This is a genomic window from Streptomyces sp. BR123, assembly GCF_013401435.1.
Lineage (GTDB): Bacteria > Actinomycetota > Actinomycetes > Streptomycetales > Streptomycetaceae > Streptomyces.
The window spans coordinates 1-25,153 of sequence record NZ_JACBGN010000086.1 but is presented as its reverse complement, the minus strand read 5'-3'; the positions used below and the strand labels follow the sequence as shown (position 1 = coordinate 25,153).

The 25,153-nt window shown below is 73.7% G+C and carries 25 protein-coding genes and 1 tRNA gene; 15 read left to right on the top strand and 11 right to left on the bottom strand.

The features are described 5' to 3' along the window. A partial coding sequence (locus tag HYE82_RS16150; protein ID WP_179174764.1) for a helix-hairpin-helix domain-containing protein occupies window positions 1-1,726 on the top strand: 1,726 nt, incomplete at its 5' end. 98 nt (window positions 1,727-1,824) lie between these two features. Here HYE82_RS16150 and HYE82_RS16145 read toward each other — a convergent pair. Further along, window positions 1,825-2,472, bottom strand: coding sequence for a hypothetical protein (locus tag HYE82_RS16145; protein WP_179174763.1), 648 nt, complete (start codon window positions 2,470-2,472; stop codon window positions 1,825-1,827). A gap of 47 nt (window positions 2,473-2,519) precedes the next feature. Here HYE82_RS16145 and HYE82_RS16140 point away from each other — a divergent pair, with 47 nt between their 5' ends. After that, window positions 2,520-2,708, top strand: coding sequence for a DUF5703 family protein (locus HYE82_RS16140; protein ID WP_179174762.1), 189 nt, complete (start codon window positions 2,520-2,522; stop codon window positions 2,706-2,708). A 39-nt stretch (window positions 2,709-2,747) separates the two neighbouring features. On the opposite strand, the gene HYE82_RS39000 is transcribed toward HYE82_RS16140, so the two are convergent. From HYE82_RS39000 to HYE82_RS16125, 3 genes are all read right to left on the bottom strand, one after another. Then, on the bottom strand, window positions 2,748-3,602 hold the full coding sequence (locus HYE82_RS39000; protein ID WP_306439590.1) for a chaplin: 855 nt from the start codon (window positions 3,600-3,602) through the stop codon (window positions 2,748-2,750). A gap of 100 nt (window positions 3,603-3,702) precedes the next feature. Next, window positions 3,703-3,936, bottom strand: a complete 234-nt coding sequence (locus HYE82_RS16130; protein ID WP_179174761.1) for a chaplin — start codon at window positions 3,934-3,936, stop codon at window positions 3,703-3,705. Window positions 3,937-4,066: 130 nt separating this feature from the next. After that, window positions 4,067-5,392 (bottom strand): M20/M25/M40 family metallo-hydrolase, encoded by a 1,326-nt coding sequence (locus HYE82_RS16125; protein ID WP_179174760.1) that lies wholly within the window; start codon window positions 5,390-5,392, stop codon window positions 4,067-4,069. 162 nt (window positions 5,393-5,554) lie between these two features. Here HYE82_RS16125 and HYE82_RS16120 point away from each other — a divergent pair. Together HYE82_RS16120 and HYE82_RS16115 are read left to right on the top strand one after the other, a co-directional pair. After that, window positions 5,555-5,642: transfer RNA gene (locus HYE82_RS16120), tRNA-Leu, on the top strand. A gap of 114 nt (window positions 5,643-5,756) precedes the next feature. After that, window positions 5,757-6,116, top strand: a complete 360-nt coding sequence (locus tag HYE82_RS16115; protein ID WP_179174759.1) for a zinc ribbon domain-containing protein YjdM — start codon at window positions 5,757-5,759, stop codon at window positions 6,114-6,116. A 98-nt stretch (window positions 6,117-6,214) separates the two neighbouring features. On the opposite strand, the gene HYE82_RS16110 is transcribed toward HYE82_RS16115, so the two are convergent. The 3 genes from HYE82_RS16110 to HYE82_RS16100 form a co-directional block, all read right to left on the bottom strand. Continuing rightward, on the bottom strand, window positions 6,215-7,651 hold the full coding sequence (locus HYE82_RS16110; RefSeq protein ID WP_179174758.1) for an amino acid permease: 1,437 nt from the start codon (window positions 7,649-7,651) through the stop codon (window positions 6,215-6,217). Window positions 7,652-7,877: 226 nt separating this feature from the next. Further along, window positions 7,878-9,431, bottom strand: coding sequence for an APC family permease (locus HYE82_RS16105; protein ID WP_179174757.1), 1,554 nt, complete (start codon window positions 9,429-9,431; stop codon window positions 7,878-7,880). A gap of 63 nt (window positions 9,432-9,494) precedes the next feature. After that, on the bottom strand, window positions 9,495-10,442 hold the full coding sequence (locus HYE82_RS16100; protein WP_179174756.1) for a hypothetical protein: 948 nt from the start codon (window positions 10,440-10,442) through the stop codon (window positions 9,495-9,497). Window positions 10,443-10,730: 288 nt separating this feature from the next. Between HYE82_RS16100 and HYE82_RS16095 the strand changes: the two genes are divergently transcribed. Continuing rightward, window positions 10,731-11,156: an ASCH domain-containing protein gene (locus HYE82_RS16095; protein ID WP_179174755.1), complete on the top strand. Its 426-nt coding sequence runs from the start codon at window positions 10,731-10,733 to the stop codon at window positions 11,154-11,156. Between the two features lie 98 nt (window positions 11,157-11,254). On the opposite strand, the gene HYE82_RS16090 is transcribed toward HYE82_RS16095, so the two are convergent. Beyond that, window positions 11,255-12,910, bottom strand: coding sequence for an FAD-binding dehydrogenase (locus HYE82_RS16090; RefSeq protein WP_179174754.1), 1,656 nt, complete (start codon window positions 12,908-12,910; stop codon window positions 11,255-11,257). Window positions 12,911-12,985: 75 nt separating this feature from the next. Here HYE82_RS16090 and HYE82_RS16085 point away from each other — a divergent pair, with 75 nt between their 5' ends. The 7 genes from HYE82_RS16085 (at window position 12,986) to HYE82_RS16055 (ending at window position 18,184) form a co-directional block, all read left to right on the top strand. Then, a complete protein-coding gene (locus tag HYE82_RS16085) occupies window positions 12,986-13,594 on the top strand; it encodes an NUDIX hydrolase (protein ID WP_179174753.1) in 609 nt (202 codons plus the stop codon). Between the two features lie 9 nt (window positions 13,595-13,603). After that, on the top strand, window positions 13,604-14,002 hold the full coding sequence (locus HYE82_RS16080) for a DUF202 domain-containing protein (protein ID WP_179174752.1): 399 nt from the start codon (window positions 13,604-13,606) through the stop codon (window positions 14,000-14,002). After that, window positions 13,999-14,325 carry a DUF202 domain-containing protein gene (locus HYE82_RS16075; RefSeq protein WP_179174751.1) on the top strand — a complete coding sequence of 109 codons (327 nt, stop codon included), beginning with the start codon at window positions 13,999-14,001 and terminating at the stop codon, window positions 14,323-14,325. Before HYE82_RS16080 ends, HYE82_RS16075 begins: the two co-directional genes overlap by 4 nt. 140 nt (window positions 14,326-14,465) lie before the next feature. Next, on the top strand, window positions 14,466-14,762 hold the full coding sequence (locus HYE82_RS16070; protein ID WP_179174750.1) for a hypothetical protein: 297 nt from the start codon (window positions 14,466-14,468) through the stop codon (window positions 14,760-14,762). A gap of 91 nt (window positions 14,763-14,853) precedes the next feature. Continuing rightward, window positions 14,854-15,765 (top strand): MBL fold metallo-hydrolase, encoded by a 912-nt coding sequence (locus HYE82_RS16065; RefSeq protein ID WP_179174749.1) that lies wholly within the window; start codon window positions 14,854-14,856, stop codon window positions 15,763-15,765. 146 nt (window positions 15,766-15,911) lie between these two features. Next, entirely contained in the window at window positions 15,912-16,952 is a 1,041-nt protein-coding gene (locus tag HYE82_RS16060) for a phosphotransferase family protein (protein ID WP_179174748.1), read from the top strand. 11 nt (window positions 16,953-16,963) lie between these two features. Continuing rightward, entirely contained in the window at window positions 16,964-18,184 is a 1,221-nt protein-coding gene (locus HYE82_RS16055; RefSeq protein WP_179174747.1) for an acyl-CoA dehydrogenase family protein, read from the top strand. Window positions 18,185-18,223: 39 nt separating this feature from the next. Here the strand turns inward: HYE82_RS16055 and HYE82_RS16050 are convergent, their stop codons facing one another. The 3 genes from HYE82_RS16050 to HYE82_RS16040 all read right to left on the bottom strand — a co-directional run bounded on the left by HYE82_RS16050 (window position 18,224) and on the right by HYE82_RS16040 (window position 21,421). Next, a complete protein-coding gene (locus HYE82_RS16050) occupies window positions 18,224-18,829 on the bottom strand; it encodes a TetR/AcrR family transcriptional regulator (protein ID WP_179174746.1) in 606 nt (201 codons plus the stop codon). A gap of 91 nt (window positions 18,830-18,920) precedes the next feature. Further along, window positions 18,921-20,666 carry an AMP-binding protein gene (locus tag HYE82_RS16045; protein WP_179174745.1) on the bottom strand — a complete coding sequence of 582 codons (1,746 nt, stop codon included), beginning with the start codon at window positions 20,664-20,666 and terminating at the stop codon, window positions 18,921-18,923. Then, window positions 20,651-21,421 (bottom strand): SDR family oxidoreductase, encoded by a 771-nt coding sequence (locus HYE82_RS16040; RefSeq protein WP_179174766.1) that lies wholly within the window; start codon window positions 21,419-21,421, stop codon window positions 20,651-20,653. The genes HYE82_RS16045 and HYE82_RS16040 overlap by 16 nt, the downstream gene beginning before the upstream one ends. Before the next feature lie 123 nt (window positions 21,422-21,544). On the opposite strand from HYE82_RS16040, the gene HYE82_RS16035 reads away from it, so the two are divergent. The 3 genes from HYE82_RS16035 to HYE82_RS16025 form a co-directional block, all read left to right on the top strand. Then, a complete protein-coding gene (locus HYE82_RS16035) occupies window positions 21,545-22,927 on the top strand; it encodes a DUF1343 domain-containing protein (protein ID WP_256987290.1) in 1,383 nt (460 codons plus the stop codon). 128 nt (window positions 22,928-23,055) lie between these two features. After that, the gene (locus HYE82_RS16030) at window positions 23,056-24,426 is read left to right on the top strand and encodes a serine-threonine protein kinase (RefSeq protein ID WP_179174744.1); all 1,371 of its coding nucleotides are present in this window, start codon (window positions 23,056-23,058) and stop codon (window positions 24,424-24,426) included. 152 nt (window positions 24,427-24,578) lie between these two features. Then, a partial coding sequence (locus HYE82_RS16025; protein ID WP_256987289.1) for a hypothetical protein occupies window positions 24,579-25,153 on the top strand: 575 nt, incomplete at its 3' end.

Sequence of the window (25,153 nt, the reverse complement as noted above, 5' to 3'; positions counted from 1 at the left end):
CCGCCCGTCCGCGGCGACCGCCGCCGGCCGCTCCCCCGCCGTCCCGTCCCCGGCGACCGTCGAGGCCGTACGGGCCGTCCTGGCCCGCGGCGGTGCCCCCGAGCAGCTCGCCGTTGCGGCCGCCGCCGCCCTCGGCGAGGGCGGCGCCGACGCGCTCGCCGAGAACCCGTGGCGCCTGCTGGCCGTGGCCGGGATCCGCCCGACGCAGGCGGACTCCCTCGCCCGGGCCCTGCTGGGCCCGGCCGCGGGCCCGGGAGACGAGCGCCGCGCCGCCGCGCTCGTCGGCTGGCTGCTGGAGCAGGCGGCCCTCAAGGGGCACACCGCCCTGGAGGCGCCCACCCTGGAGTCCGCGCTGGCCCAGTACGGGGTTCCGCAGCCGGCCGAGGCCCTGGAGCAGGCCGTCGCCGAAGGCCTGGTCCTGGTCTTCCACGAACCGCTGGGCGCACCCGTCGCGGAGGGCGAGGAGCAGCCCGTGAGGGTGCTGATGGGCTTGGAGGCGTACGCGCTGGCCGAGGAGAGCCTGGCCGACGGACTGGCCCGGCTCGCAGGCACCTTCACCGGTTCCGCGGACGCCGCGGACTGGGAGGCGGCCGCCACCGGTACGGGCGCCGAGCTGATCCGGGCGGCCGCCGCGCACGGCCTGGTCGTCCACACCGGCGGCGAGGCGGCCCGCGCCGAGCCGCTGGCCCTCCTGGAGGCCGCCGGGGAGCTGGGCCTGCGCACCTGCCTGGCCGCGCACGCCCCGGCGCCGGGGGCCGTCACCGTCGCCGGGCTGCTGGCCGGGACCGAGGGGCCGGAGCGGGACGCGGACGGTCAGTTCGCACTGGATCTGCTCGTGGTGCTGGACGCGCCGCAGCTGGACGTGGAGAGCGCCGCCGCGCTGGTGGAGTCGGTGCCCGACGGAGCCCGGCTGGTGCTGTCCGGGGATCCGGCGGTGCTCGGGTCGGCGGGGCCGGGCCGGGTGTTCGCGGACGTGCTCGCGGCCCGCGCCTGTCCGCAGCTGGTCTCCCGCATCCCCGATCCGGGACCGCTCGGCGAGCTGGTCTCGGGCATCGGGGTCGGCGAGCTCAATCAGGTCGAGGCCCCCGGCAAGGAGGTCGTCATCGTTCCCGTGCGCGATGCGGGGGAAGCGGTGCACCGGACCGTGCAGCTGGTGGCGGAGTCGGTGCCGCGGGCCTTCGGGATCGGGGCGGACGGCATCCAGGTGATCACCCCCGGCCACGGCGGCCCGGCGGGCACCCGGGCGCTGAACGCGGCGTTGAAGGAACGGCTGAACCCCGGCCCGGGCCGGTTCGACGGCTTCGACCCCGGCGACCGGATCGTCCACGTGCCCTCGCCCGGGCGGGCCGTTCCGGGCCGGGTGGTCTCGGCGGACGCGGAGGGCCTGCACCTGGACGCTGCGGGCGGGCGGATCGTCGTACCGAAGGAGCGGGTGGCGGCGCAGGTGCGGCACGGCTGGGCGGTGACTGCGCACCAGGCCGTCGGCATGCGCTGGCCGGCAGTGGTGGCCGTCCTGCCCGGTGACGCGGCACAGACGCTGTCGCGGGACTGGGTGTACACGGCGTTCGGCCGGGCCGAGCGGCACCTGTCGGTGGTGCACGGCGTCGACCAGGCGCTGCCGCGCGCGGTCGCGGAGGTGTTGCCGAAGCCGCGTACGACCCGGCTGGCGGGGCTGCTGCGGACGCAGGCCGCGGAGGCCGGGGAACGGCCGGAGCGGCCGGAGTAGCCCTCGCAGCCGCTGACGGAACAGCCGCCGGAACGGCCGACGCGGCCCCTGCCCTGCCCGGGCGGGGGCCGCGTCGCCGATTGCGGCCTCGGGGCGGATCAGGCGGGGGCGAAGCCGGGCTCGGCCGCCTCGTCGTCCTCGTCCTCCTCCTCGTCGTCGAAGACGGAGCTGACGTCGAACCGGTGCAGTACGTCCTGCGGATCCGTGTTCCCGAAGGGCGAGCCCAGCCACTCCCCCGGCTCGGCGGCCTCGTGCGCGGCGGCGATCCAGAGGGTCGAGTCGCCTTCCTCCAGGCCGAAGTCCTTTGCCCGCGAAGCGATTTCGTCGGGCTCGTACTCCCCGAAGAGGACGCCGAGCGCACCGGCGGTGCCGCCGTCGTGGACGAGTTCGGCCTCTCTGTCGTGCGCCGCGACCCGGTCGGCCTGGGCGATCAGCCGCGCCGGCTTGGCGACGGTGTAGTCGCGGCGGATGAGCACGCTGAACGCGGCGGGCTCGGCGGGTCCGCGGTACGGGGCTCCGTCCTCGGGCGTGGGGATCTCGAACGGCGTGACCTCGTCGTACCGGTCGTAGAGCAGTTCGTCGTACTCCTCGGCGGCGGCGGCGAGTTCGTTGAATGCGGCGTAGACGGCCGGGTCCTCGTCCCCGATCCTGCTCTCGACCGCGGCGAGGTGACGGTCGATGGCGGCCTTGACCGCCTCGGCGGCGGCGCGTACCTCGGCAACAGTGGGCAGAGCGGCATCAGACATAGTGCAGACGCTATCCGTAGCGGGGCTGTGCCCGCACAATAGATGCGATGCCGGAATACGAATTTGCCGACGTGTACGTGCCCCGCGGGGTTCCCCGCAGCGAGGCGACCCGACTGCTGACCGACCATGCCGAGTACGGGCATTGGGAGTTGGACCGGCTGACCCTGCACCGGGACGGCAGCCGGCGCGTGCGGCTGCGGCGACGGATCATCCGTCAGGTCCGCGCCACCTGGTGACGCGGGCCCCGTGGACGGGGCCCGCGTCGTGAGGGGCCGTCAGGCCGCGTTGCGGGCGCGCCGGTAGAGCAGGGCGCCGGCGATCAGCGTTCCGGCGGCGAGCGGAAGGCCCACGCCGAGGACGTCCCCGGCACCGGTCGCCGCGAGTCCCGCCTGCCGGGCGGGCTCGATCCCGACCTCGGTCCCGGTGTCAGTCCCAGGGGTCGCCGTTCCGGTCCCGGGCGTACCCGGAGTACCGGGCTGGCCGGGCGTGCCCGGAGTACCGGGCTGGCCGGGCGTGCCCGGAGTACCGGGCTGGCCGGGCGTGCCCGGAGTACCGGGCTGGCCGGGCGTGCCCGGCTGGCCCGGAGTACCGGGCTGACCGGGCGTGCCCGGAGTACCGGGCTGGCCGGGCGTACCCGGGGTACCCGGCTGGCCGGGCTGACCAGGCGTGCTCGGCTGGCCGGGCTGACCGGGAGTGCCCGGGGTGCCGGGCTGGCCCGGGGTACCGGGCGTGCCGGGCTGACCGGGCGTGCCGGGCTGACCCGGCTCTTCGCCCTCGTCGCACGGCTCGTCCGGCCCGCCGGGGTTGTCGGGGTGACCGGGGTTCCCCGGATTCCCCGGCTTCGGGTTGTCCGGCTTCGTCGGCTCGGCCGGCTTGGCCGATTCGTTGGAACAGCGGTTCCCGAAAGCGGGGTTGAGTCCCCCGACGAGCGTGATCGTGTTCCCGCAGACGTTCACCGGAACGTCCACGGGCACCTGGACGTTGTTCCCGGACAGGACGCCCGGGGAGTTCGCGGCATGGCCGGACGCGCCGGAGCCGGCGTGCGCGTATCCCCCGCCCAGCGCGAGAACACCCCCTGCCGCCGCCATGGTGATCAGGGTCTTCCTGGTGACCGCTGCCTGTCGTCGCATCTGTGTGATTCCCCCAGCTGAAAGAACGAACGGCCGGGCCCTGAAGCCCGGCGGCCCCGGAACGCTGGAATGCGTTCCGGGGCCCAAGACTTCAGGTGCGTCAGGCGTTGACGCAGGTGTTGCCGAAGGCCGGGTTCAGCAGGCCGACGGAGTCGATGGTGTTGCCGCAGACGTTCACCGGGATGTCGATCGGGATCTGGACGACGTTGCCGGACAGGACACCGGGGGAGCCGACGGCCGCACCGTGGGCACCCGCGTCGGCAACGGCCAGGCCGGCACCCGCGAGAACCAGACCACCGGTGGCGGCGGCAGCGGCCACAACCTTCTTCAGCATTGTTCCTCCTAGTAGGCAATGCGGTCCCAGCCGCGGACCGCACCACCTGTAACGAGGAGGGATCACCGGGGCTACGAGCGTATGAGTGCATTCACTCTTCTCAGCGGAAAAGCGCACACCTTCGCGATTCTCAGCAGCTGTCGATGAATCGGTCGAGCACCCGCACCCCGAACTTCAGCCCCTCCACCGGTACCCGCTCGTCCACCCCGTGGAACATCCCCGCGAAGTCCAACTCCGGCGGGAGCCGGAGCGGCGCGAAGCCGAAGCAGCGGATGCCGAGGTCGTCGAAGGACTTGGCGTCGGTACCGCCGGAGAGCATGTACGGGACCGCGCGCGCGATCGGGTCCTCGGCCTTCAGGGCGCTCTGCATGGCGTCGACGAGCCGGCCGTCGAAGTCGGTTTCCAGGGCCTTGTCGCCGTGCACGTCCTCCCGCCTCACGCGCGGGCCGAGGATCCGGTCCAGGTCGGCGAAGAACTCGTCCTCGTAACCGGGCAGGAAGCGGCCGTCCACGTGGGCGGTGGCCTGGCCGGGGATGACGTTCACCTTGTAGCCGGCGCCCAGCATGGTCGGCGCGGCCGAGTTCCGCAGCGTGGCCCCGACCATCTTCGCGATGCCGCCCAGTTTGGCGAGGGTGGCGTCCATGTCGTCGGGGTCGAGGGGGGTGCCCAGCGCGTCCGAGAGCTCGTCCAGGAAGGACCGCACGGTCTTGGTGACGCGCACCGGCCACTGGTGGCGGCCGAGCCGTGCCACGGCGTCGCAGAGCTCCGTGATGGCGTTGTCGGTGTTGGTCATCGAGCCGTGGCCGGCCGTGCCCTCCACGGTGAGCCGCATCCAGTGCATGCCCTTCTGGGCGGTCTCCACGAGGTAGAGCCGCAGGTTCTCGTTGACGGTGAACGAGAAGCCGCCGACCTCGCCGATGGCCTCGGTGACGCCCTCGAAGAGTCCGGGGTGCCGGTCCACGAGGTGCCGGGCGCCGTACAGGCCCCCCGCCTCCTCGTCGGCGAGGAAGGCCAGGACGATGTCCCGCGGGGGCTTGCGGCCGCTGCGCAGCCGGTCGCGTACGACGGCCAGCGTCATCGCGTCCATGTCCTTCATGTCGACGGCGCCGCGGCCCCACACGCACCCGTCGGCGATCTCGCCGGAGAACGGGTCGTACGTCCAGTCGGCGGCGTTCGCCGGCACCACATCGGTGTGCCCGTGGATCAGCAGCGCGGGACGGGAGGGGTCCTCGCCCTCGATCCGGGCGACGGTCGAGGCGCGCCCCTTGTGGGACTCGAAGATCTGCGGCTCCAGACCGACCTCGGCGAGCTTCTCCGCGACCCACTCGGCGGCCTTGCGCTCGCCGGGGCCCGAGTGGTCCCCGTAGTTGCTGGTGTCGATCCGGATGAGGTCTCTGCAGAGGTCCACGACCTCGTCCTCGCCGGAGACGGTCCTGCCCGCGCTCGACTGGCTCACGCTGCTTCCTCCCACTGATCGGTCCGACTGCCTCCCCATCCTCCCGCGTCGGCCCGCTCCGCCCAAGGGCGTCTCCGGCCGCCGGGGGGTGATCGAGCACCCCGGAATGTTTGGTAATGTTTTCCACGTCGGAACGGCCGAGGGCCGCGAGACAGACACCTTGTCCGGGTGGCGGAATGGCAGACGCGCTAGCTTGAGGTGCTAGTGCCCTTTATCGGGCGTGGGGGTTCAAGTCCCCCCTCGGACACCACCGGGAACCCCACTTCACGTGGGGTTCTCTGCTTTTCCGGTTCCCGGTTCCTCCCGGCCCCCCCGGGGGTCCTCGCCGGCGGTCCCGCCGAGGAGGCGGGGCTACCCTGGGGGCATGCTTGAGAATCTTCCCCCTTGCCCCAAATGTTCCTGTGCGTACACCTATGAGATGAACGCGCTCGTAGTCTGCCCCGAGTGCGGCCACGAGTGGGTGCCCGCCGAGGAGGGTGCCCCCGACGCGGACGCGGCCGGCGAGCGCGTCATCCGGGACTCCGTGGGCAACGTCCTGCAGGACGGCGACACCGTCACCGTCGTCAAGGCGCTCAAGGTGAAGGGGAGCGCCTCGGGGATCAAGGCCGGTACCAAGGTGCGCAACATCCGCCTCGTGGACGGCGTCGACGGCCACGACATCGACTGCCGGATCGAGGGCTTCGGGGCCATGCAGCTGAAGTCCAGCGTGGTGAAGAAGGCCTGAGCGGCCCGATCCGGGCCCGCAGCACGCCCGTGGAGCCCGCGGCACGAGGAAGGACCCCCCGCCGTCGGCGGGGGGTCCTTCCTCGTTCAGGGAGCCGGTCAGCGGCGGGCGGCGATCTCCGCCACGCGGCGGCGGACCAGGTACCAGCCGATGACGAGCAGGGCGGCGATGACCGGGACGCACAGGACCGTGGTGCGGCCCACGCCGCCGTCGAGCCACATCAGGACCAGCACCGAGAAGAGGAAGACCAGGGTGATGATCTGGGTGTACGGGGCCCAGGGCAGCCGGTAGGCGGGGCGCTCGACCAGGCCCTGCTTCGAGCGGCGCCAGAAGAACAGCGAACAGATCATGACCATCGCCCAGGTGCCGAGGATGCCGAGCGAGGCGAAGTTCAGGACGAGCTCGAAGGCGTCCTTCGGCATGAGGTAGTTCAGGCCGACGCCGGCGAGGCCGAAGGCGGCGGTGAACAGGACGCCGCCGTAGGGGACCTTGCCCTTGTTCATGCGGGCGGTGAACTTCGGGGCGGAGCCGGACATGGCCATCGAGCGCAGGATGCGGCCGGTGGAGTACAGGCCGGAGTTCAGGCTGGAGAGGGCCGCGGTCAGCACGACGAGGTTCATGATGCCGGCGGTGCCGGGGATGCCGAGCTTGTCGAAGACGGTGACGAAGGGGCTCTGGTCGGAGGAGTACGCGGTGTACGGGAGGAGCATCGCGAGCAGGACGACGGAGCCGACGTAGAAGAGGCCGACGCGCCACATGATCGAGTTGATCGCCTTCGGCATGATCTTCTCGGGGTTCTCGGTCTCGCCGGCGGCGACGCCGCACAGCTCGACGGAGGCGTAGGCGAAGACGACGCCCTGGACCACGAGGAGCATCGGGAGGACGCCGGACGGGAAGATGCCGCCGTTGTCCGTGATGGTGGACAGGCCCGGGGTGTGGCCGCCGATGTCGTGGCTGGTGGCGACCAGGTAGATGGCGACGACCAGGAAGATCGCCAGGGCGGCGACCTTGATGAGGGAGAACCAGAACTCCATCTCGCCGAAGTACTTCACCGAGATCAGGTTCGCGGTGAGGACGACGGCGAGGGCGATCAGGGCCAGGACCCACTGCGGGATGCTGGTGAACATCGACCAGAAGTGCGCGTAGGTCGCGGCGGCCGTGATGTCGGCCACAGTGGTCGTGGACCAGTTCAGGAAGTACAGCCAGCCGGCCGTGTAGGCGCCCTTCTCGCCCATGAACTCGCGCGCGTACGAGACGAACGCGCCGGAGGAGGGGCGGTACAGGACGAGCTCGCCGAGGGCCCGTACGACGAAGAAGGCGAAGATGCCGCACACCGCGTACGCGATCGCGAGGGAGGGGCCCGCGCCGGCGAGCCGGCCGCCGGCGCCGAGGAACAGGCCGGTGCCTATCGCCCCGCCGATGGCGATCATGTTGATGTGGCGGGACTTGAGGTCCTTGCTGTAACCCTCGTCACCTGCGTCGACGTGGGAGGCGGTGACCTTGGCGGGGGCCTCGGTCAAGGTGCGGTCACTCATGTGGGACTTCGCCTTCGTGGGTGGGACAGGCAAGCCGGGACGCCGCGCAGGGACGGGGTGGGTCGCCTGTGCGAGGTTCCGGTGGTTTTTGTCGCCATAGGAGACCATGAGCCTCGGCCATGGCCAAAACCCGGCCCTGGGTACGAAGGTCCCCGACGACCTTCGAAACAGGTGTCGGGGGCCTCGTACGGAGGTGAAAGCGAGGGCGGCGGCCGTACGTCGGCGGTCAGCGGCGCGGGGTGGCCTCCGCAGCCTGGTCGAGCCGGAAGGCCTCGTTCCCCAGGCCGATCCGGGCGTGCACCTCGGGCTTGCGGCCGCGCAGCACGAGCCCGTACAGCAGGCCGCCCGCGGCGGCGGCGGCGATGATGCCGGGCAGCACCCAGCTGAGCGCGGAGCCGTCGCCGGCGCCGACCAGGACGCCGAAGTCCTTCACGGTGTAGGCGGCGATGCCGAGGAGGGCGAGCCCGGCGGCCCCGGCGGCGAGGAGCCGCCACAGCTGGGCGGCGGCGGTGCCGCGGCGGACGAAGAAGGCGATGACGGCGACGGAGGCCGTGGCCATGAGAAGTGTCACGCCGAGGGCGCCGACGCTGCCCATCCAGGTGAACAGGTGCAGGACGGGCGCGGTGGGGTCGCCGTTCGGCTTGTCGTCGGTGGCGGCGAAGGCGAGGACGACGACGGCGGCGACGACCGTCTGGAGCAGGGAGCCGGTGGCGGGGGCGCCGGTGCCGGGGTTGGTACGGCCGAAGGCGGCCGGGAGGAGGCCCTCGCGGCCCATGGCGAAGGCGTAGCGGGCGACGACGTTGTGGAAGCTGAGCATCGCCGCGAACATGCCGGTCACGAACAGGACGTGCAGGACGTCGGTGAAGGTGGCGCCGAGGCGTTCCTCGGTGAGCTGGAACAGCAGTCCGGGGCCGGCCTCCGCGGCGGTCTTCACGACCTCGGCGGGGCCGGTGGCGACGGTGAGGGCCCAGGCGCTCAGCGCGAAGAAGAGGGCGACGAAGCCGACCGCCAGGAACATCACGCGGGAGACGACGATGTCCGGCTTGCTGGTCTCCTCGGCGTAGACCGGGGACTGCTCGAAGCCGACGAACGCGGCGATGCAGAAGCAGAGGGCGGTGCCGAGGCCGGCGCCGCCGAGGGTGGCGGGGTTGAAGGCGTGCAGGGAGAGGCCCTGCGGTCCGGGGTCGGCGAGGGCGGCGGCGTCGAAGACGACGACGAGGGCGCACTCGATGAGGAGCAGGACGCCGAGGACCCGCGCGTTCAGGTCGATCTTGAGCCAGCCGAGCGCGCCGGTGACGGCGACGGCGGCCAGGGCGGGGATCCACCAGGCGACGTCGGTCTTCAGGTAGGTGGCGAAGAGGCCGGACATCTCGAAGCCGAGGATGCCGTACACGCCGACCTGCATGGCGCTGTACGCGACGAGGGCAACGAGCGAGGCGCCCGCGCCGACGGTGGGGCCGAGGCCGCGGGCGATGTACGCGTAGAAGGCGCCGGCGTTGTGGACGTGGCGGCTCATCTCGGCGTAGCCGACGCCGAAGAGGGCGAGCACGATGCCGAGGATCACGAACAGCAGGGGCTGCCCGACGATGCCCATCACTCCGAAGGTCGTGGGCATCACACCGGCGACCACCATCAGGGGGGCGCTGGCGGCCAGTACGGAGAGCAGCAGGCCGGCGGTGCCGAGCCGGCCGGCGCGCAGGGCCCGCTCCTGGCCCTTGTACGTACGGATCTCGGCGGGGCCTGGCGGGGTGCCGAGCGTGGTGGGTCTGCCCGTCGCCATGGGGTGTCCTTTCGGGGGTGAGGAAGGTCGAGCGGTGCGGGGGTGGTGCGCACGGGGCCGCCGTCAGGCGGTGCCGAGCGCGGCGTTGCGGGCGGCGAGGAACGCCTTGCGGGGGTCGAGGTCGGGGTAGGACCAGGGGGCCCGGGTGGCGTGGCTGCCGATGCGGTGGAAGAGGGCGGCGGCCTCGGCGGGGCGGCCCTCGCAGAGCTTGGCGTGGGCGAGGAAGTTGAGGTCGACGCGGTTGCGGGGGTGGTCGTCGCGCTCCCACTCCAGCCACCAGTCGAAGGCGGCGCGCAGCACCTGGCGGGCGCGGCGGCTCGACCAGTGGGCGGCGGCGCCCTCGGGGCCGCGGCCGTGGGCGGCGGCGAGGACGCGGTAGCGCTCGGCGTGCGCGATGACCGGGAGGACGGCGAGCGGGGAGTCGGCCGGGGACTCCTCGGCGGCCCAGGCGGCGAAGTCGTAGACCTCGTGGAGCGGGTCCTGGCCGGAGGCGGGGGCGTGCTCGGCGAGGCGGGCGACCATCAGGTGGTGGGCGTGGTGGTGCTCCCGGTGCCGGGCCCGGACCTGGTCGAAGTGGCGGCTGAACTCCTCCGGGGAGCCGAAGGCGCGGGACAGCATGAGCAGGCCGAGCCAGGGGGTGGGGTCGGCGGGCAGCAGGGCGGCGGCCCGGTGGCAGGCCTCCTCGGCCGCCTCGGGTGTGCCCTTGCGGCGCAGCGCGGTGAAGACGGCGGCGCAGGCGAGGAGGGTGGCGGCGTCGGCGCTGTCGGGTTCGGCGAGCAGCCATTCGCCGGCCCAGGCGGTCGCGGCCGGGGTTTCGGCGAGGACGACGATCCGGTGGCCGCGGCGGTCCCAGTCGTCCCCCGTGCCGGCCAGGAGGGCGCGGGCCCTGGCCCACCGGCCCTGGGTGAACCGGGTGCGGACGTCCACGAGTTCGGTGTCGCACAGGGCCGGGTCGAAGAGCTGGGCCTCCCGCTTGCGGGCGCGGCCGAGGGGCGGCGGAGGCGGGGACATCCGCGGTTTCCCTCCAGGAACACGGGCGCGGGCGGACGGTTCGGCACGCACGACGGGAGCGACGGGAACATGGGTACGGCAGGTGCGACGGGTATGACGGGGACGCCGGCGCGCACGAGCGGGACTTCGGGCGCGACGCGGGATGATCACGCACAGCAAACCGGTATGCACAGCTCCGAGTCAAGGTCCAGTCCACCGGGTGGCGCGTTTCAACTGGTCCTGACTGGCGCAGAGTTGAGGTCCGCGTTCCGCTTCGAGGCGGGGCCGCGGCGGCCCTAGGGTGGGCCCATGACGACGTACGAAGACCTGCCTCCCTGTCTGCTGGGCTTCCCCGGGCCGATGCGCGACGCGCTGGTGGCAGCCGTGCTGAGCGGGGCGAAGACCGCCACGACGGGCCTGCTGCCGGAGTACGAGGCCGAGGGCGAGCCGCTGCCCGAGCCGGGCGACCGGAGCGTGCTGGTGGACTCGGCCGAGCGGGCGGTGGCGGTGGTGGAGGTGACGGAGGTGCGAGTGGTGCGGCTCGCCGACGTGGACCTTCGGCATGCACTGGACGAGGGCGAGGGGTACGCGTCCGTGGCCGAATGGCGCACCGCGCACGAGACGTTCTGGCACAGCGATCCGGTCCGGGAGGCGCTCGGCGATCCGGATTACACGGTCGACGACGACACCCTGGTGATCGCCGAACGGTTCCGGATCGTCGAGCGCATCGGCTGAAACACGCCCCGAAGGGGGCGCGGGGAACTGCGCGACCCGCCTGGGCGGACCCGTGGGCTGCGGACGGCCCGTCACAGCACCCCGCGGAGCGCTTCGGCTCAGCCGACCGCTGCCGCGGCGGCCCGGCCCGCCGCGCGGCCAGAGAAGATGCAGCCGCCGAGGAAGGTGCCCTCCAGTGCCCGGTAGCCGTGCACCCCGCCGCCGCCGAAGCCGGCCGCCTCGCCGGCGGCGTACAGGCCGGGCAGCGGGTCGCCGGACTCGGTGAGCACCCGGGAGGACAGGTCGGTCTCCAGGCCGCCGAGTGACTTGCGGGTCAGGACGGACAGCCGGACGGCGATCAGCGGTCCGGCCGCGGGGTCCAGGATGCGGTGCGGGGCGGCGGTGCGCACGAGCCGGTCGCCGAGGTATTTGCGGGCGCCGCGGATGGCGGTGACCTGGAGGTCCTTGCTGAAGGGGTTGGCGATCTCCCGGTCCCGGGCCTCGGTCTCCCGACGGACGGTGGCCTCGTCGAGCAGGTCCTCCCCGGTGACCGCGTTCATGCCGCGGACGAGCGCGGACAGGTCGCGTTCGACGACGAAGTCCGCGCCGCGTTCCATGAAGGCCCGGACCGGTGGCGGTACCGCCTGCCGGGCGCGGTCGATGACGTCGCGCACGGACCTGCCGGTGAGGTCGGGGTTCTGCTCGGAGCCGGACAGGCCGAACTCCTTGCCGATGATGCGCCGATTGAGCACGAACCAGGTGTGGTCGTGGCCCGTCCGCATGATGTGGTCGAGGGTGCCGAGGGTGTCGAAGCCGGGGAAGAGGGGTACGGGCAGCCGTCTGCCGGCGGCGTCCAGCCAGAGCGAGGAGGGGCCGGGCAGGATGCGGATGCCGTGGCGTGCCCAGATCGGGTTCCAGTTCTCGATGCCCTCGGTGTAGTGCCACATCCGGTCCTTGTTGATGTGGCGGGCGCCGGCGTCCTCGGCGATGCCCAGCATCAGCCCGTCCACGTGCGCCGGGACCCCGGAGAGCATCCGCTGCGGCGGGGTGCCGAGCCGGGCGGGCCATTGCTTGCGCACGAGGTCGTGGTTGCCGCCGATGCCGCCGCTGGCCACGATCACGGCCTGGGCGCGCAGTTGGAAGCCGCCGACGGCCTTGCGGCTGCTCGCGGTGCCGCGTTCGGCGTCGGACGGCTCCAGGATCTCACCGGTCACGGTGTCCACGGCGCCCGCGGTCCGGGAGATTCCGGTGACGCGGTGGCGGAACCTCAGCCGGACCAGGCCGCGGTCGGCCCCGGCGCGGATCCGGCGGGCGAAGGGTTCGACCAGGCCGGGGCCGGTGCCCCAGGTGATGTGGAAGCGGGGGACGGAGTTCCCGTGGCCGAGGGCGCCGTAGCCGCCCCGTTCGGCCCAGCCGACCACGGGGAAGAAGCGGACGCCCCGGGCGTGCAGCCAGGGCCGCTTCTCGCCGGCGGCGAAGTCGACGTACGCCTGCGCCCAGCGGCGGGGCCAGGTGTCCTCCGGGCGGTCGAAGCCGGCGGTGCCGAGCCAGTCCTGGAGGGCGAGGGCACGGCTGTCCTTGATGCGCATCCGGCGCTGTTCGGGCGAGTCGACGAAGAACAGGCCGCCGAAGGACCAGTGGGCCTGCCCGCCGAGGGACTGCTCGGGCTCCTGGTCCAGGAGGATCACCGTGCGGCCCGCGTCGACGAGCTCGGCGGTGGCCACCAGGCCCGCGAGCCCGGCCCCGATCACGATCACGTCTGCGTCGTACGTCATACGAAGTCGTCCTCCGGTCGCTGGTGGGGCAGATCCTTGGCTACGGAGCGGTAACCCGTCAATGGCGGTGGTTGGATGCACCGTGTGAGTGCTGCTGATGAAGTGCTGGACGTGGTGGACCGGGAGGACCGGGTGACCGGGCAGGCGCCGCGGGGCGAGGTGTACGCGCGCGGGCTGATCCACCGGTGTGTGTTCGTACTGGCCAGGGATGCGGCGGGGCGGGTGTTCGTGCACCGGCGGACCGCGTCGAAGCTGGTGTTCCCCTCGCACTACGACATGTTCGTGGGCGGGGTGCTGGGCGCCGGCGAGGACTACGCCTCGGCCGGGCTGCGGGAGGCCGAGGAGGAGCTGGGGGTGTCCGGGCTGCCGCAGCCGGAGCCGCTGTTCAAGTTCCTGTACGAGGGTCCGGGCGGGGCCTGGTGGTCGTACGTGCACGAGGTGCGCTGCGCGCTGCCGGTGCGGCCGCAGGAGTCCGAGGTGGCCTGGCACGCCTGGCTGCCGGAGGAGGAGCTGGCGGCCCGGGCCGACGGCGTCGAGTGGCCCTGGGTGCCGGACGGGCTGGAGGCGTACCGGCGGCTGCGGGCCTTCCGTGCGGCCGGGGAGCAGAACGGCCTCCGTGCGGCCGGGGAGCAGAACGGCCTCCGTGCGGCCGGGGAGCAGACCGGGAGGCAGGCCGGGTCGTAGATTGGCCGGGTGATCGACTTCGGCAAGGACGTCCGGCTCTGGTTCGCCCCGCAGCGGCTGCGGGACGAGGGCGAGACGCCCGACTACCGGTTCTCCCTGGCCAACGAGCGGACCTTCCTGGCCTGGATCCGCACCGCCCTGGCCCTGGTGGGCGGCGGCTTCGCGGTGGACCAGTTCCTGCCTGACCTGCGCTGGGGCGTGCGCGTCGGGATGGCCCTCGCCCTGCTGGGGGTGGGCGCGGCCTGCGCGCTGCGGGCGGTGAACCACTGGGTGCGCTGCGAGCGGGCGATGCGGCGGGGCGAGGACCTGCCGCTGTCGCGGTTCCCGGTGCTGCTGAGCCTGGGGGTGGGGCTGGTCGCGGCGGCGATGGTGGTGGTCGTGCTGCTCGGCTGGACGGACGGGCGGTGACAGGTCCGTCCGCGGCCGCGGAGGGCCGCGACGCGGGGCTCCAGCCGGAGCGGACCCGGCTGGCGTGGCGGCGCACGACCCTGGCGTGCTCGGTGGTGGCGGTACTGGCTCTGCGGCAGGCCCTGCGCGGCTCGGGTGGCTCGGCGGAAGTGGCCGGGGCGGCGGTGACCGCGGTGGTGTGGCTGCTGTTCCTGTGGCTGGCGCACCGGCGGATCCGGGAGCTCGCCGTGGCCCGGCCGCCGGGGCTCGCGCCGCGGGCCGCGCTCGCGGCGGTGGGCTGCGCGCTGGCGCTGGCGTTGTTCGCGGTGGCGGTCATCCTCTGAGCCGCGGGCCGGTCGTCCGCCGAGCATCCGCCGCGCCGGAGGCCGGTCATCCGCCGATCTGCCCATCGGATCGTACGACCTGTCCGCGCCACCGGGGGCACAACCGGCAAACCGGGAGGTAGCGCACTAGCCTCTGCGCCATGACGACCCTGCACCAGGAACACATCACGCACGGGCACGCGCACGGCCCCGGCTGCGGACACACGGAGGTCGCGCACGGCGACCACGTGGACTACGCCCACGACGGCCACCTGCACCGCGAGCACGCCGGCCACTGGGACGAGTGCGAGACGACCGCCCACATCCCGCACGCCGACCACGCGCACGCCCACGGCGAGGGATGCGGGCACGACTCCGTCCGCCACGGCGACCACCTGGACTACCTGCACGACGGCCACCGCCACGCCGCACACGACGACCACTACGACGACCACTGACGCCGACGACCGCTGACGCCCCCTCTCCCCCGGGCCCGGCTCCGGCTGGCAGGATGCCGATCATCTGTCACAGCGACCCGGGAGAGCGCAGATGACCGCCGAGAAGCCGTACGTCGTCCAGCCTGCGGAGGGGGTCTACGCCTACGTCCAGCCGGACGGCGGCTGGTGCCTCAACAACGCCGGCTTCGTCAGCGACGGCGGGCGAACACTGCTCGTCGACACCGCAGCCACCGAGCGGAGGGCCCTGGCCCTGCGCGAGGCGGTCGTCGCGGCCGGGGTGCCGCTGCCGCGCACCGTGGTCAACACCCACCACCACGGCGACCACACCTACGGCAACGGCGTGTTCGCCCCGGAGGCCCTGATCGTCGGGCACGACAGCGCCCGCGCCGAGCAGCTCGCCGCCGGGCACCAGTTGGAGACGATCTGGCCCGCGACCGACTTCGGCACGATCGAGATCACCCCGCCGGACCTGACGTACAACGACCGGATGACCCTGCACCTCGGCCCCACGGAGGTACAGGTCATCCACCCGGGCGTGGCACACACGACCGGGGACTCGATCGTCTGGCTTCCCCGGCAGCGGGTCGTCTTCACCGGCGACCTGATCTTCTCGGGGGGCACCCCGTTCCTGGCCATGGGCTCCCTGTCCGGTTCGCTGCGCGCGCTGGAGCTGCTGCGGTCCCTGGACGCGGAGACCGTCGTACCGGGCCACGGGCCGCTGACCGACCCCTCGGCCTACGAGTCCACCGAGCGCTACCTGAGGTACGTGGCCGAGCTCGCCCGGGAGGGCGCGGCCAAGGGGCTGAGCCCGCTGGAGGTGGCGCGGGCGGCGGACCTCGGGGAGTTCGCGGCCTGGCGGGAGAGCGAGCGGCTGGTGGCGAACCTGCACCGGGCGTACGCGGAGTCGGCGGGCGCACCGGAGGGGGCACCGCTGGACATCGCGGCGGTGCTGCGGGACATGACGGTGACGAACGGCGGGCAGCCGATCCTCTGCCACGCCTGAGCCGGAGCACCCGGCTTCCGGGCCCGGACTTCCGGGCCCGGGGCGCGGACCGCCGGCCCGTCCCGGGGACCGGGGCACTGGACGGCATACCGACTGGTCGGCATGATGGCTCCGTCACCGTCAACTTCCGTACGGAGGTGTGCACCATGACCTCAGCGCCTGCCCCGGCCGGCGACCCCCGGGGCCTCGACCTGGAGCGGCTGCGCGGCCATCTGGACCGCGCGCGCCCCGGACTCCTGGCCGGGCCGCTGCACGGCCGGCTGATCGAAGGCGGCCGGTCGAACCTCACGTACGAGATCGGCGACGGGTCCGCCCGCTGGGTGGTGCGCCGGCCCCCGCTCGGGCACGTCCTGGCCACGGCGCACGACATGCGCCGCGAGCACCGGGTCATCGAGGCGCTGCACGGCACGGCCGTCCCGGTGCCCGAGCCCGTCCTGCTGTGCGAGGACGAGTCGGTGCTGGGGGCGCCGTTCTACGTCATGGAGTTCGTGGACGGGGTCCCTTACCGCACCGCCGGGAAGCTGGCGGCGCTGGGGCCCGAGCGGACCCGGCGCGTGGTCCTGGGCCTGGTGGACACCCTGGTCGAACTGCACGCGGTGGACCCGCAGGAAGTCGGCCTCGGCGACTTCGGCCGGCCCGAGGGCTTCCTGGACCGGCAGCTGCGCCGCTGGGCCAAGCAGCTGGCGGCCTCGCGGGGCCGGGACCTCGCCGGCATCGACGAACTGCACGGGGCGCTCGGCCGCGCCCTGCCCCGCTCCCCCGCCCCCACCGTCGTGCACGGGGACTACCGGCTCGACAACGTGCTGGTCGGCGGGCCCGGGGACACCGTCCGGGCGGTGCTGGACTGGGAGATGTCCACCCTCGGCGATCCGCTGACCGACCTCGGGCTGCTGGTGATGTACAGCTCCGACCTGGGGCTCGGCGACTCGCCCGTCAGCACGACGAGCGCCGCGCCCGGGCATCCGGCGCCGGCCGAGCTGATCGCGCGGTACGCCGCCCGATCCGGCCGGGACACCGGGGAGATCGCCTGGTACACGGCCTTCGCCTGGTTCAAGCTCGCCGTGATCCTGGAGGGCATCCACTACCGCTGGACCCTCGGGCAGACGGTGGGCGAGGGCTTCGACCGGATCGGCGAACTGGTCCCGGTCTTCATCGAGCACGGTCTGACCACCCTCCAGGAAGGCTGAGGCACGCACCCATGGACTTCGCATTCGACGCCCGGACCGAGGAACTCCGGACACGGCTCCTCGCGTTCATGGAGGAGTACGTGTACCCGGCGGAGCCCGTCGCCGCCGAGCAGCGCGCACGGCTGGCCTCGCCCTGGGACACCCCGGCCGTGTTCGGAGAGCTCAAGGCCGAGGCACGCCGCCGCGGCCTGTGGAACCTCTTCCTGCCCGACACGCGCTACGGCGCAGGCCTGGGCAACCTGCAGTACGCCCCGCTCGCCGAGATCACCGGCCGCAGTCCGCACCTGGCCCCGACGGCGACCAACTGCGCCGCACCGGACACCGGGAACATGGAGCTGCTCGCGCAGTTCGGCAGCGAGGAGCAGCGCAAGCAGTGGCTGGAGCCCCTGCTGGAAGGGGAGATCCGGTCCGCGTTCGCGATGACGGAGCCCGAGGTGGCCTCCTCGGACGCGACCAACATCGAGACCCGGATCGAGCGCTCCACGAGCGGGGACGCGTACGTGGTCACCGGGCGGAAGTGGTTCATCTCCGGCGCCATGAACCCGGACTGCCGGGTGTTCATCGTCATGGGCAAGACCGATCCGGACGGGGCTGATCCGCGCCGCCAGCAGTCGATGGTCCTCGTCCCGCGCGACACCCCGGGCGTCGAGGTCCGCCGGGCGATGACCGTGTACGGGTACGAGGACCACGACCACGGCGGGCACGCCGAGGTGGTCTTCGACAGGGCGCGGGTGCCGGCGGCGAACCTGATCGGCGAGGAGGGCGCGGGCTTCGCGATCGCCCAGGCCCGGCTGGGTCCCGGCCGGATCCACCACTGCATGCGGCTGATCGGCATGGCGGAGCGGGCGATCGAGCTGATGTGCCGGCGCGCGGTGGGCCGTACGGCCTTCGGGAAGGAGCTGGCCGCGCAAGGGGTCGTGCAGAACTGGATCGCGGACGCCCGGGTCACGGTGGAGCAGCTGCGGCTGCTGGTGCTGAAGACGGCCTGGCTGATGGACACGGTGGGCAACCGCGGGGCGCACACCGAGATCCAGGCGATCAAGATCGCCACCCCGCGGGCGGTGGTGCGCATCCTGGACGACGCGGTGCAGCTGCACGGTGCGGGCGGGGTGAGCCAGGACCTCCCGCTGGCCGAACTGTGGGCGGCGGCGCGGACGCTGCGGCTCGCGGACGGGCCGGACGAGGTGCACCAGCGCTCGCTGGCGCACCGGGAGCTGAAGCGGTACCGCTGACCCGGCCGCGGCCGGTACCGCCGGCTGCAGGAGTTCGGCCTACGGGCGGAGGGCGCGCAGCAGCAGGTCGGCGAGGTGGTCGGCGACCTGCTGCGGGGTGAGCGGGCCGTCCGCCCGGTACCAGGTGGACAGGTGGTGGACGGAGCCGAAGTGGTAGTCCACCACCAGATCGGCGGGCGTGGCGGTGGAGAACACGCCGGTGCGCTGGCCCTCTTCGATCAGGGAGCGGAACCGCTCGTGGTAGCGGCGGCGCTCCGCCCTCACCTGCTTGTACTTCTCCGGGCTGAGCTGGTGCATCGACCGGAAGAAGATCATCGCGTCGTCGAGGTTCTCGATGGTGGTGACCACGACGTCGGCCGCGGCGGCGCGCAGCCGGTCCTCGACGGGGGCATCGGAATCCGCCACCGCGTCCAGGCGCTGCTGCTGGAGGCGCAGCATCCGCGCGTACACCTCGTGCAGCAAGTCGTCCTTGGAGCCGAAGTAGTGGTAGAGGGCGCCCTTGGTGACCCCGGCCGCCTCGACGATCTCCTGGACGGAGGTGCGGTCGTAGCCGCGCTCGGCGAAGAGCCTCGTGGCCACGGCCAGCAGCCGCTGCGGCACCGGGGTCTCGTGGGTGCCCTCGGGCTCCGTCGTCCTGGCAGCCATGGCGCTGGCCCTCCCTCTCTGTTCCGCGGTCGGTGCGGCCCGTGCGGCCGGTGCGGACCGTGCGGCCGACTGTACGACCATCCGACGGTTTTCAGCCACGTTCGCGCAGTTCCCGTCGCAGGATCTTGCCACTCGTCGTCTTCGGCAGGGCGGGCAGGATCTCGACCTGGCGCGGGTACTTGTACGCGGCCATGCGGGCGGCGCAGTGGGCGGTGAGTTCCGCCGGCCCGGCCGAGGTGCCGGGGCGCAGGCTCACGTACGCCTTCACGGTCTCCCCGCGGTACGGGTCCGGCACGCCGACGACGGCGGCCTCGCGTACGGCGGGGTGGCTGTAGAGGACGTCCTCGACCTCGCGAGGCCAGACCTTGTAGCCGGAGGCGTTGATCATGTCCTTCTTGCGGTCGACGACGTAGAGCCAGCCGTCCCGGTCCATGAACCCGACGTCCCCGGTGCGCAGTTCGCCGTCCGGGAAGGCGCGGGCGGTCTGCTCCGGCAGGCCCCAGTAGCCGGACGCGACCTGCGGGCCGCGGACGGCGATCTCCCCGGTCTCGCCGAGGGGCGCCTCGGCGCCGTGGTCGTCGAGGATGCGGACGGCGGTGTCGGCGCCGGGCAGGCCGACGGCGAGGGTGCCGGAGGCGGGGTCGACGGGGGCTTCGAGGTGCGCGGGGACGGAGGCGACGGCGGCGGTGGACTCGGTGAGGCCGTATCCGTTGCGCAGGTGGAGGCCGTAGGCGGCGCGCAGCCGGGCGACGAGGGCCGGCGGGAGCGGGGCGCCGCCGGAGGAGGTCACCCGGAACGACGCGAAGTGGTCCGGGGTGGCGGCGGGGTGGGCGGCCAGGGCCATGAAGGCGGTGGCGGGGCCGATGGTGTAGGCGGGGCGGTGTTCGAGGAAGGCGTCGAGGACGGTGCCCGCGTCGAAGCGGTGGGCGAGGACGAGGGTGCCGGCGTTGAGGAAGCAGGCGGCGAGTTCGCAGACCATGCCCGTGATGTGGAAGAGAGGCGCGAGGGCGAAGTAGCCGGCGCCCTCGGCGATCGGATGGCCGCTGACCTGCCGCCGGGCATTGTGGGTGAGGGCGCCGTGCGGGTTCACGGCCCCCTTGGGGGCGCCGCTGGTGCCGGAGGTGTAGCTGATGAGCGCGGTGTCCGCAGCGGTGGGCCCGGAATCGGACGGGGCCCGGTGGCCCTGGCGGGCGACGGTGGCGAGGTCGACGGCGTCGGGGGCCTGCGGCTGCCGCCCCGGCCGCAGGACGCGTACGTCGTCGCGGCTCTGGAAGTCCAGCTCGGACGCGGTCAGCGTGGCCCGTACGGCCGTCCCGGCGGCGGCGCCGCGCAGGTGCGCCGTCCAGGCCCGGTCGTCGCAGATCAGCGCGGCGGCCCCGGAGTCGCGCAGGATGTGCCGGGCCTCGGCCTCCTTGTACATCGGGTTGAGCGGGACGACGACGGCCCCGGCTTTCCAGGCGGCGAGGGCGGCGAGGGCGAAGTGCGGGGTGTTCTGGAGCAGTACGGCGACCCGGTCGCCGCGGGCGATGCCGTGGGCCGCGAGGTACCCGGCGACGGAGTCGGAGAGCGCGTCCGTCTCGGCGTAGGAGATCCGGCCGTCGAAGTAGGCCAGCGCGGTCCGCCCCGGGGCGCGGGCGGCGGCGGCGCGGAAGGCGTGCAGCACGCTGGGCGGCGCCTCCACGGGGGCGAGCTGGGCCGGGCTGAGGAGTTTCAGCCACGGCTTGGCGGCGTACGGAGAGGCCGACGGGGCCGCGGGCGGCGCCTGGGCCGCGGGCGGCGCCTGGGCCGCGGGCGGCGCCTGGGCCGCGGGCGGCGCCTGGGTCACCTGCTCTCCCATTTCTGCTGGAGGTGGTTCATACCGTTCAGCCAGCGGTCGGGGTCGGTGGCGCGCGCGATGTGGAAGTCCGCCACCTCGGGGTGCGGGAGGATCAAGAACCGGCCCTTCTCCATGCCGTCGAACAGTGCGTCCGCCACCGCTTCCGGCTCGATCGCGGTCGGCGCGAGGACGAGTTCGCCCGCCGAGCCCGCGGCCGTCAGCATGTCGGTGCGGACCCCCTGCGGGCAGATGGCGTGGACCCGGATGCCGCGGTGGCGGTAGGTCAGCGAGAGCCACTCCGCGAAGGCGAGCGCACCGTGCTTGGTGACACTGTAGGGGGCCGCCCCGATCATGGTGAGCAGCCCGGCGGCCGAGACGGTGGAGACGAAGCGTCCGCTGCCGCGTTCGAGCCAGTGCGGGAGCAGCAGGCGGGCGGCCCGTACGTGCGCCATGACGTTGGTTTCCCAGGCCGCCTCCCACACGGCCTCGTCGGCGAAGGCGTCGCCGCCCGAGGCGAGGCCGGCGTTCGCGCAGTAGACGTCGATCTCCCCGCCGAGGGCCTCGCGGGCCTCGGCGGCGGCGATGGAGGCGTCGCCGGGGAGCGCGATCGCGCGGGCGCCGATCTCGCCGGCCACGGAGGCGGCCCGGGCGGCGTCGAGGTCGTTGACGACGACGGTGGCGCCCTCGGCGGCGAAGCGGCGGGCGAGAGCGGCACCGATGCCGCCGCCCGCGCCGGTGACGACGACTCGCTGGTCCTGGTAGGGGCTCGCGCTCACGCTCACGGGGATCACCTTTCCTGGCGGCGGCCGGGGGTTGACGTGCCGGGGTGTCCGGGACGCCCGGCACACTAACCGGTCGGTATGTCGGGGTGGAAGGGGGCCGGGGCCTAGCGTGGCGGGATGACGCTGAGGCTGTCGCTGTCGCGACGCGGGCTGCTGGGACTGACGGGCAAGGCGGGCGCGGCCGGTGCCCTCGGGGCTACGGGCGCCCTCGGGACTGCCGGGGCGTTCCGGGTTGCGGAGGCTGCCGGGGCTCCTGGGACTGCCGGGGCCGCGATGGGCGCGGCGGGCACAGCGAATGCGGTGGACGCCGTGCATGCGGCCGATGCGGCCGATGCCGAGGGCGCGGCAGGCCGGGTGCGGACGGGTTTCGAGGTGCTGGCCGCGGACGGGTACGCCGTACTCGACGGGCAGCGGGTCGGCGTGGTCACCAACCCCACCGGGGTCACCGCCGACGCCCGCCACTTGGTCGACGTCCTGCATGCCGACGGCCGGGTCCGGCTGGTCGCGGTGTTCGGGCCGGAGCACGGGTTCCGCGGGACCGCGCAGGCGGGCGACTCGGAGGGGGCCGGCCGGGACCCGGCGACGGGGCTGCCGGTGTACGACACGTACGGCAAGAGCGGGCAGAAGCTGGCGGACGTGTTCACGGAGGCGGGCGTCGACACCGTCGTCTTCGACATCCAGGACGCGGGGGCGCGCTTCTACACCTACGTCTGGACCCTTTACGACTGCATGCAGGCGGCTGCGCTGGCCGGCAAGGCCGTCGTCGTGCTGGACCGGCCCAACCCGGTGGGCGGGCTGCAGGCAGCGGGGCCCGTGCTGGAACGGGCGTACGCGAGCTTCGTGGGCCGGGAGCCGATCGCGCTGGCGCACGGGATGACGGCGGCCGAGCTGGCGCTGCTGTTCAACGGGGAGTTCCTGGCGGCGAAGCCGGTCGAGCTGCGGACGGTGCCGATGGCCGGCTGGCGGCGGGACTCCTTCTTCGACGGGACGGGGCTGCCGTGGGTGCCGCCGAGCCCGAACATGCCGACCCCGGACACGGCGCTCGCGTACGCCGGCACCTGCCTGTTCGAGGGCACCAACCTGTCCGAGGGGCGCGGGACGGCCACGCCCTTCGAGGTGCTCGGCGCGGAGGGCATCGACCGGCGGTGGGCGGAGGCGGCCGACGCGCTGGGGCTGCCGGGCGTGTGGTTCCGGGAGGCGTACTTCACGCCGACCTTCTCCAAGTTCGCGGGGAAGGTGTGCGGCGGGGTCCGGCTGATCGTGCACGACCGGGAGGCGTTCGATCCCGTCCTGGCGGGAATCGGGCTGCTGGTGACGGCGCGCCGGACGTGGAGCGGCTTCGCCTGGCGGCCGGACCACTGGATCGACCGGCTGACCGGCTCGGACCGGGTGCGGCGGCTGGTGGACGCGGGCGCGGGGGTGGAGGAGATCGCGGACGACTGGGCGGCGGGGCTGGAGCGGTTCGCGGGGGTGCGGGAGCGGTACCTGCTGTATCCGTAGGCGCCGTATCCGCGGGTGCACGGGTCTGGCCGGGCGGGGGCCGCAGCAGGATGCTGTACGACACGGCAGGACGGGGCAGGACAGGGCCACGGCACGGCACCGGTGGGCGCGGCGCGGAGGGGGAACCCATGACGATGGGAACGGGCGGGGCGGCGGCTGCGGCCGGGAGCGGGGTCGGGGTCGGTCCGTATGCGGAGCTGACCTTCGACGCCGAGGGCGACGCGGACGGGGCGACCGCGCGGGCGGTGGCGGCCCTGGATGCCACGGACCTGCTGGTCTTCGCGCACGGCTGGAACAGCGACCGGTCCACCTCGACCCGCCTGTACGACCGCTTCTTCGCGCCCTTCCCGGGGCTGGTGGGGCCGGGGGTGCGGCTGGGGTACGCGGGTGTCGTATGGCCCTCGATCCGGTTCGCGGACGAGCCCATTCCGGACTTCGAGTCCCCCGGCGCGCTCGCCGGTCCCGGCGACGGGACGGCACTGGACCCTGCCACCCGGGAGGCACTCGGGGCGTTCTGGCCGGGGAGGGACGAGGAGCTGGACCGGATCGCCGGACTGCTGGAGGAGCGCCCCGGGTCGGCGGAGGCCCTCGCCGAATTCGGTGCGCTGGTACGGGAACTCGCGGGCGTCGGGGCGGCGGGCGGCGGAGGCGCAGGCGCAGGCGGAGGCGGAGGCGGCGAGGGCCTCGACGGCGGCGCCGGTGCCGCGGGGGAGGTCCCCGCCATCTTCGCCGAGGACGTGCGCACGGCGTGCCGGGCGCTGGCCGACGGGCTCGCCGAGGCGGGCGGAGCGGCGGCCGAGGACCCCGCCGAGCCCGGGCTCGCCCTCGGCGTGGTTCCGCGCGGGCTGTGGCGCGGGGCGAAGGAACTGCTGCGGCAGGCCACGTACTACCAGATGAAGAAGCGGGCCGGGGTCGTCGGCGAGCGCGGCCTCGGCCCGGTCCTCGCGGAGCTGGCGCGGCGGCGGCCGGGCCTGCGGGTCCATCTGATCGGCCACAGTTTCGGGGCCCGGCTGGTGTCGTTCTCGCTGCACGCGGTGCCCGACGGCGCCCGGTACGTGAAGTCCGTGACGCTGCTCCAAGGGGCCTTCTCGCACTACGCGTTCGCCGACCGGCTCCCCCACGACGCAGGGCGTGGCGGAGCGCTGCGCGGTCTGCAGCACCGGGTCGACGGGCCGGTGGTGGCCTGCCATTCCGCACACGACGCAGCGCTCAAGGTCTTCTACCCGCTGGCCTCCCGGATGGCAGGGGATTCGGCCGGTGTGCTGGGCTTCGACCACCGCTGGGGCGCGGTCGGGTACGACGGGGTGCAGGCGATGCCGGGCGTGCCGCGGCTGACCTTGGCCGCGGCGCTGCGCGACGGCGTCCCGGCAGCCGGTTGCGTCAGCGTGGACACGGCGTCCGTGGTGCGGCGGGGCGGCCCGCCGTCGGGGGCGCACAGCGACATCTGCCACACGGAACTGGCCCGGGTCGTGGTGTCCGCGGGGCGCATGGGGCGCTGAGTTCCGGCCATGTGCCACCCGTACGCCTCGACCGCCCCCGCATGCGCCTGCACCCGACCGGGCATGTTGGGCACATCTCACGGTGCGTGGTCGTGCGACCGAGCGCGCGGTGCGGTGTGGACTTGGGCGCGTGAGGCGGAGGTGAAGGTGTGATGGCAGGTTTCCGGAGCCTGGCCTACCAGGTGCGGGATGCGCGCAATGACCGTGCTCTGCGGCGCCATTCGCTGCGCCGGTGCCTGGAGCGGTTCGCACCGTACGGGCATCGGGCGACGTGGTGGCATCTGTGCGACCGGCACGGGATCTCCCCGGAGGACCGGGCGGCGGACCCGCAGCGGCTGGTGGCGGCGCTGGAGGAGCTGGAGGAGGCGCGGGCGGTCTGGTTGGAATACGAGCGGCAGTTCGCGGAGCGGCGGCGGCGCGAGAAACACCACGGGCTGCGCCGGCCGGAGTGGGCGTGGAACGGCAGCGGGGACGCTGTTGTCCGCTGCGCCGACCCGGGGGTGCGGCCGGACGGGACCCTGGCCGAGGTGCTGCGGCGGCTGGTCGCGGCCCTGGAGTCCGAGCCGGGGACGGGCTGCCCGGTCTGCGGTGAGCAGGAGCTGCACTGGCCCGCACCGGTTCCGGGGCCCAGACGGGGGCCCGGGTCGGGACGCGCGGCGGCACACGGAACCGGATCGGGGCGTGCCGCGGGCTCCGGGGCCGGGCAGCAACGGCAGCGGGCGGGCGG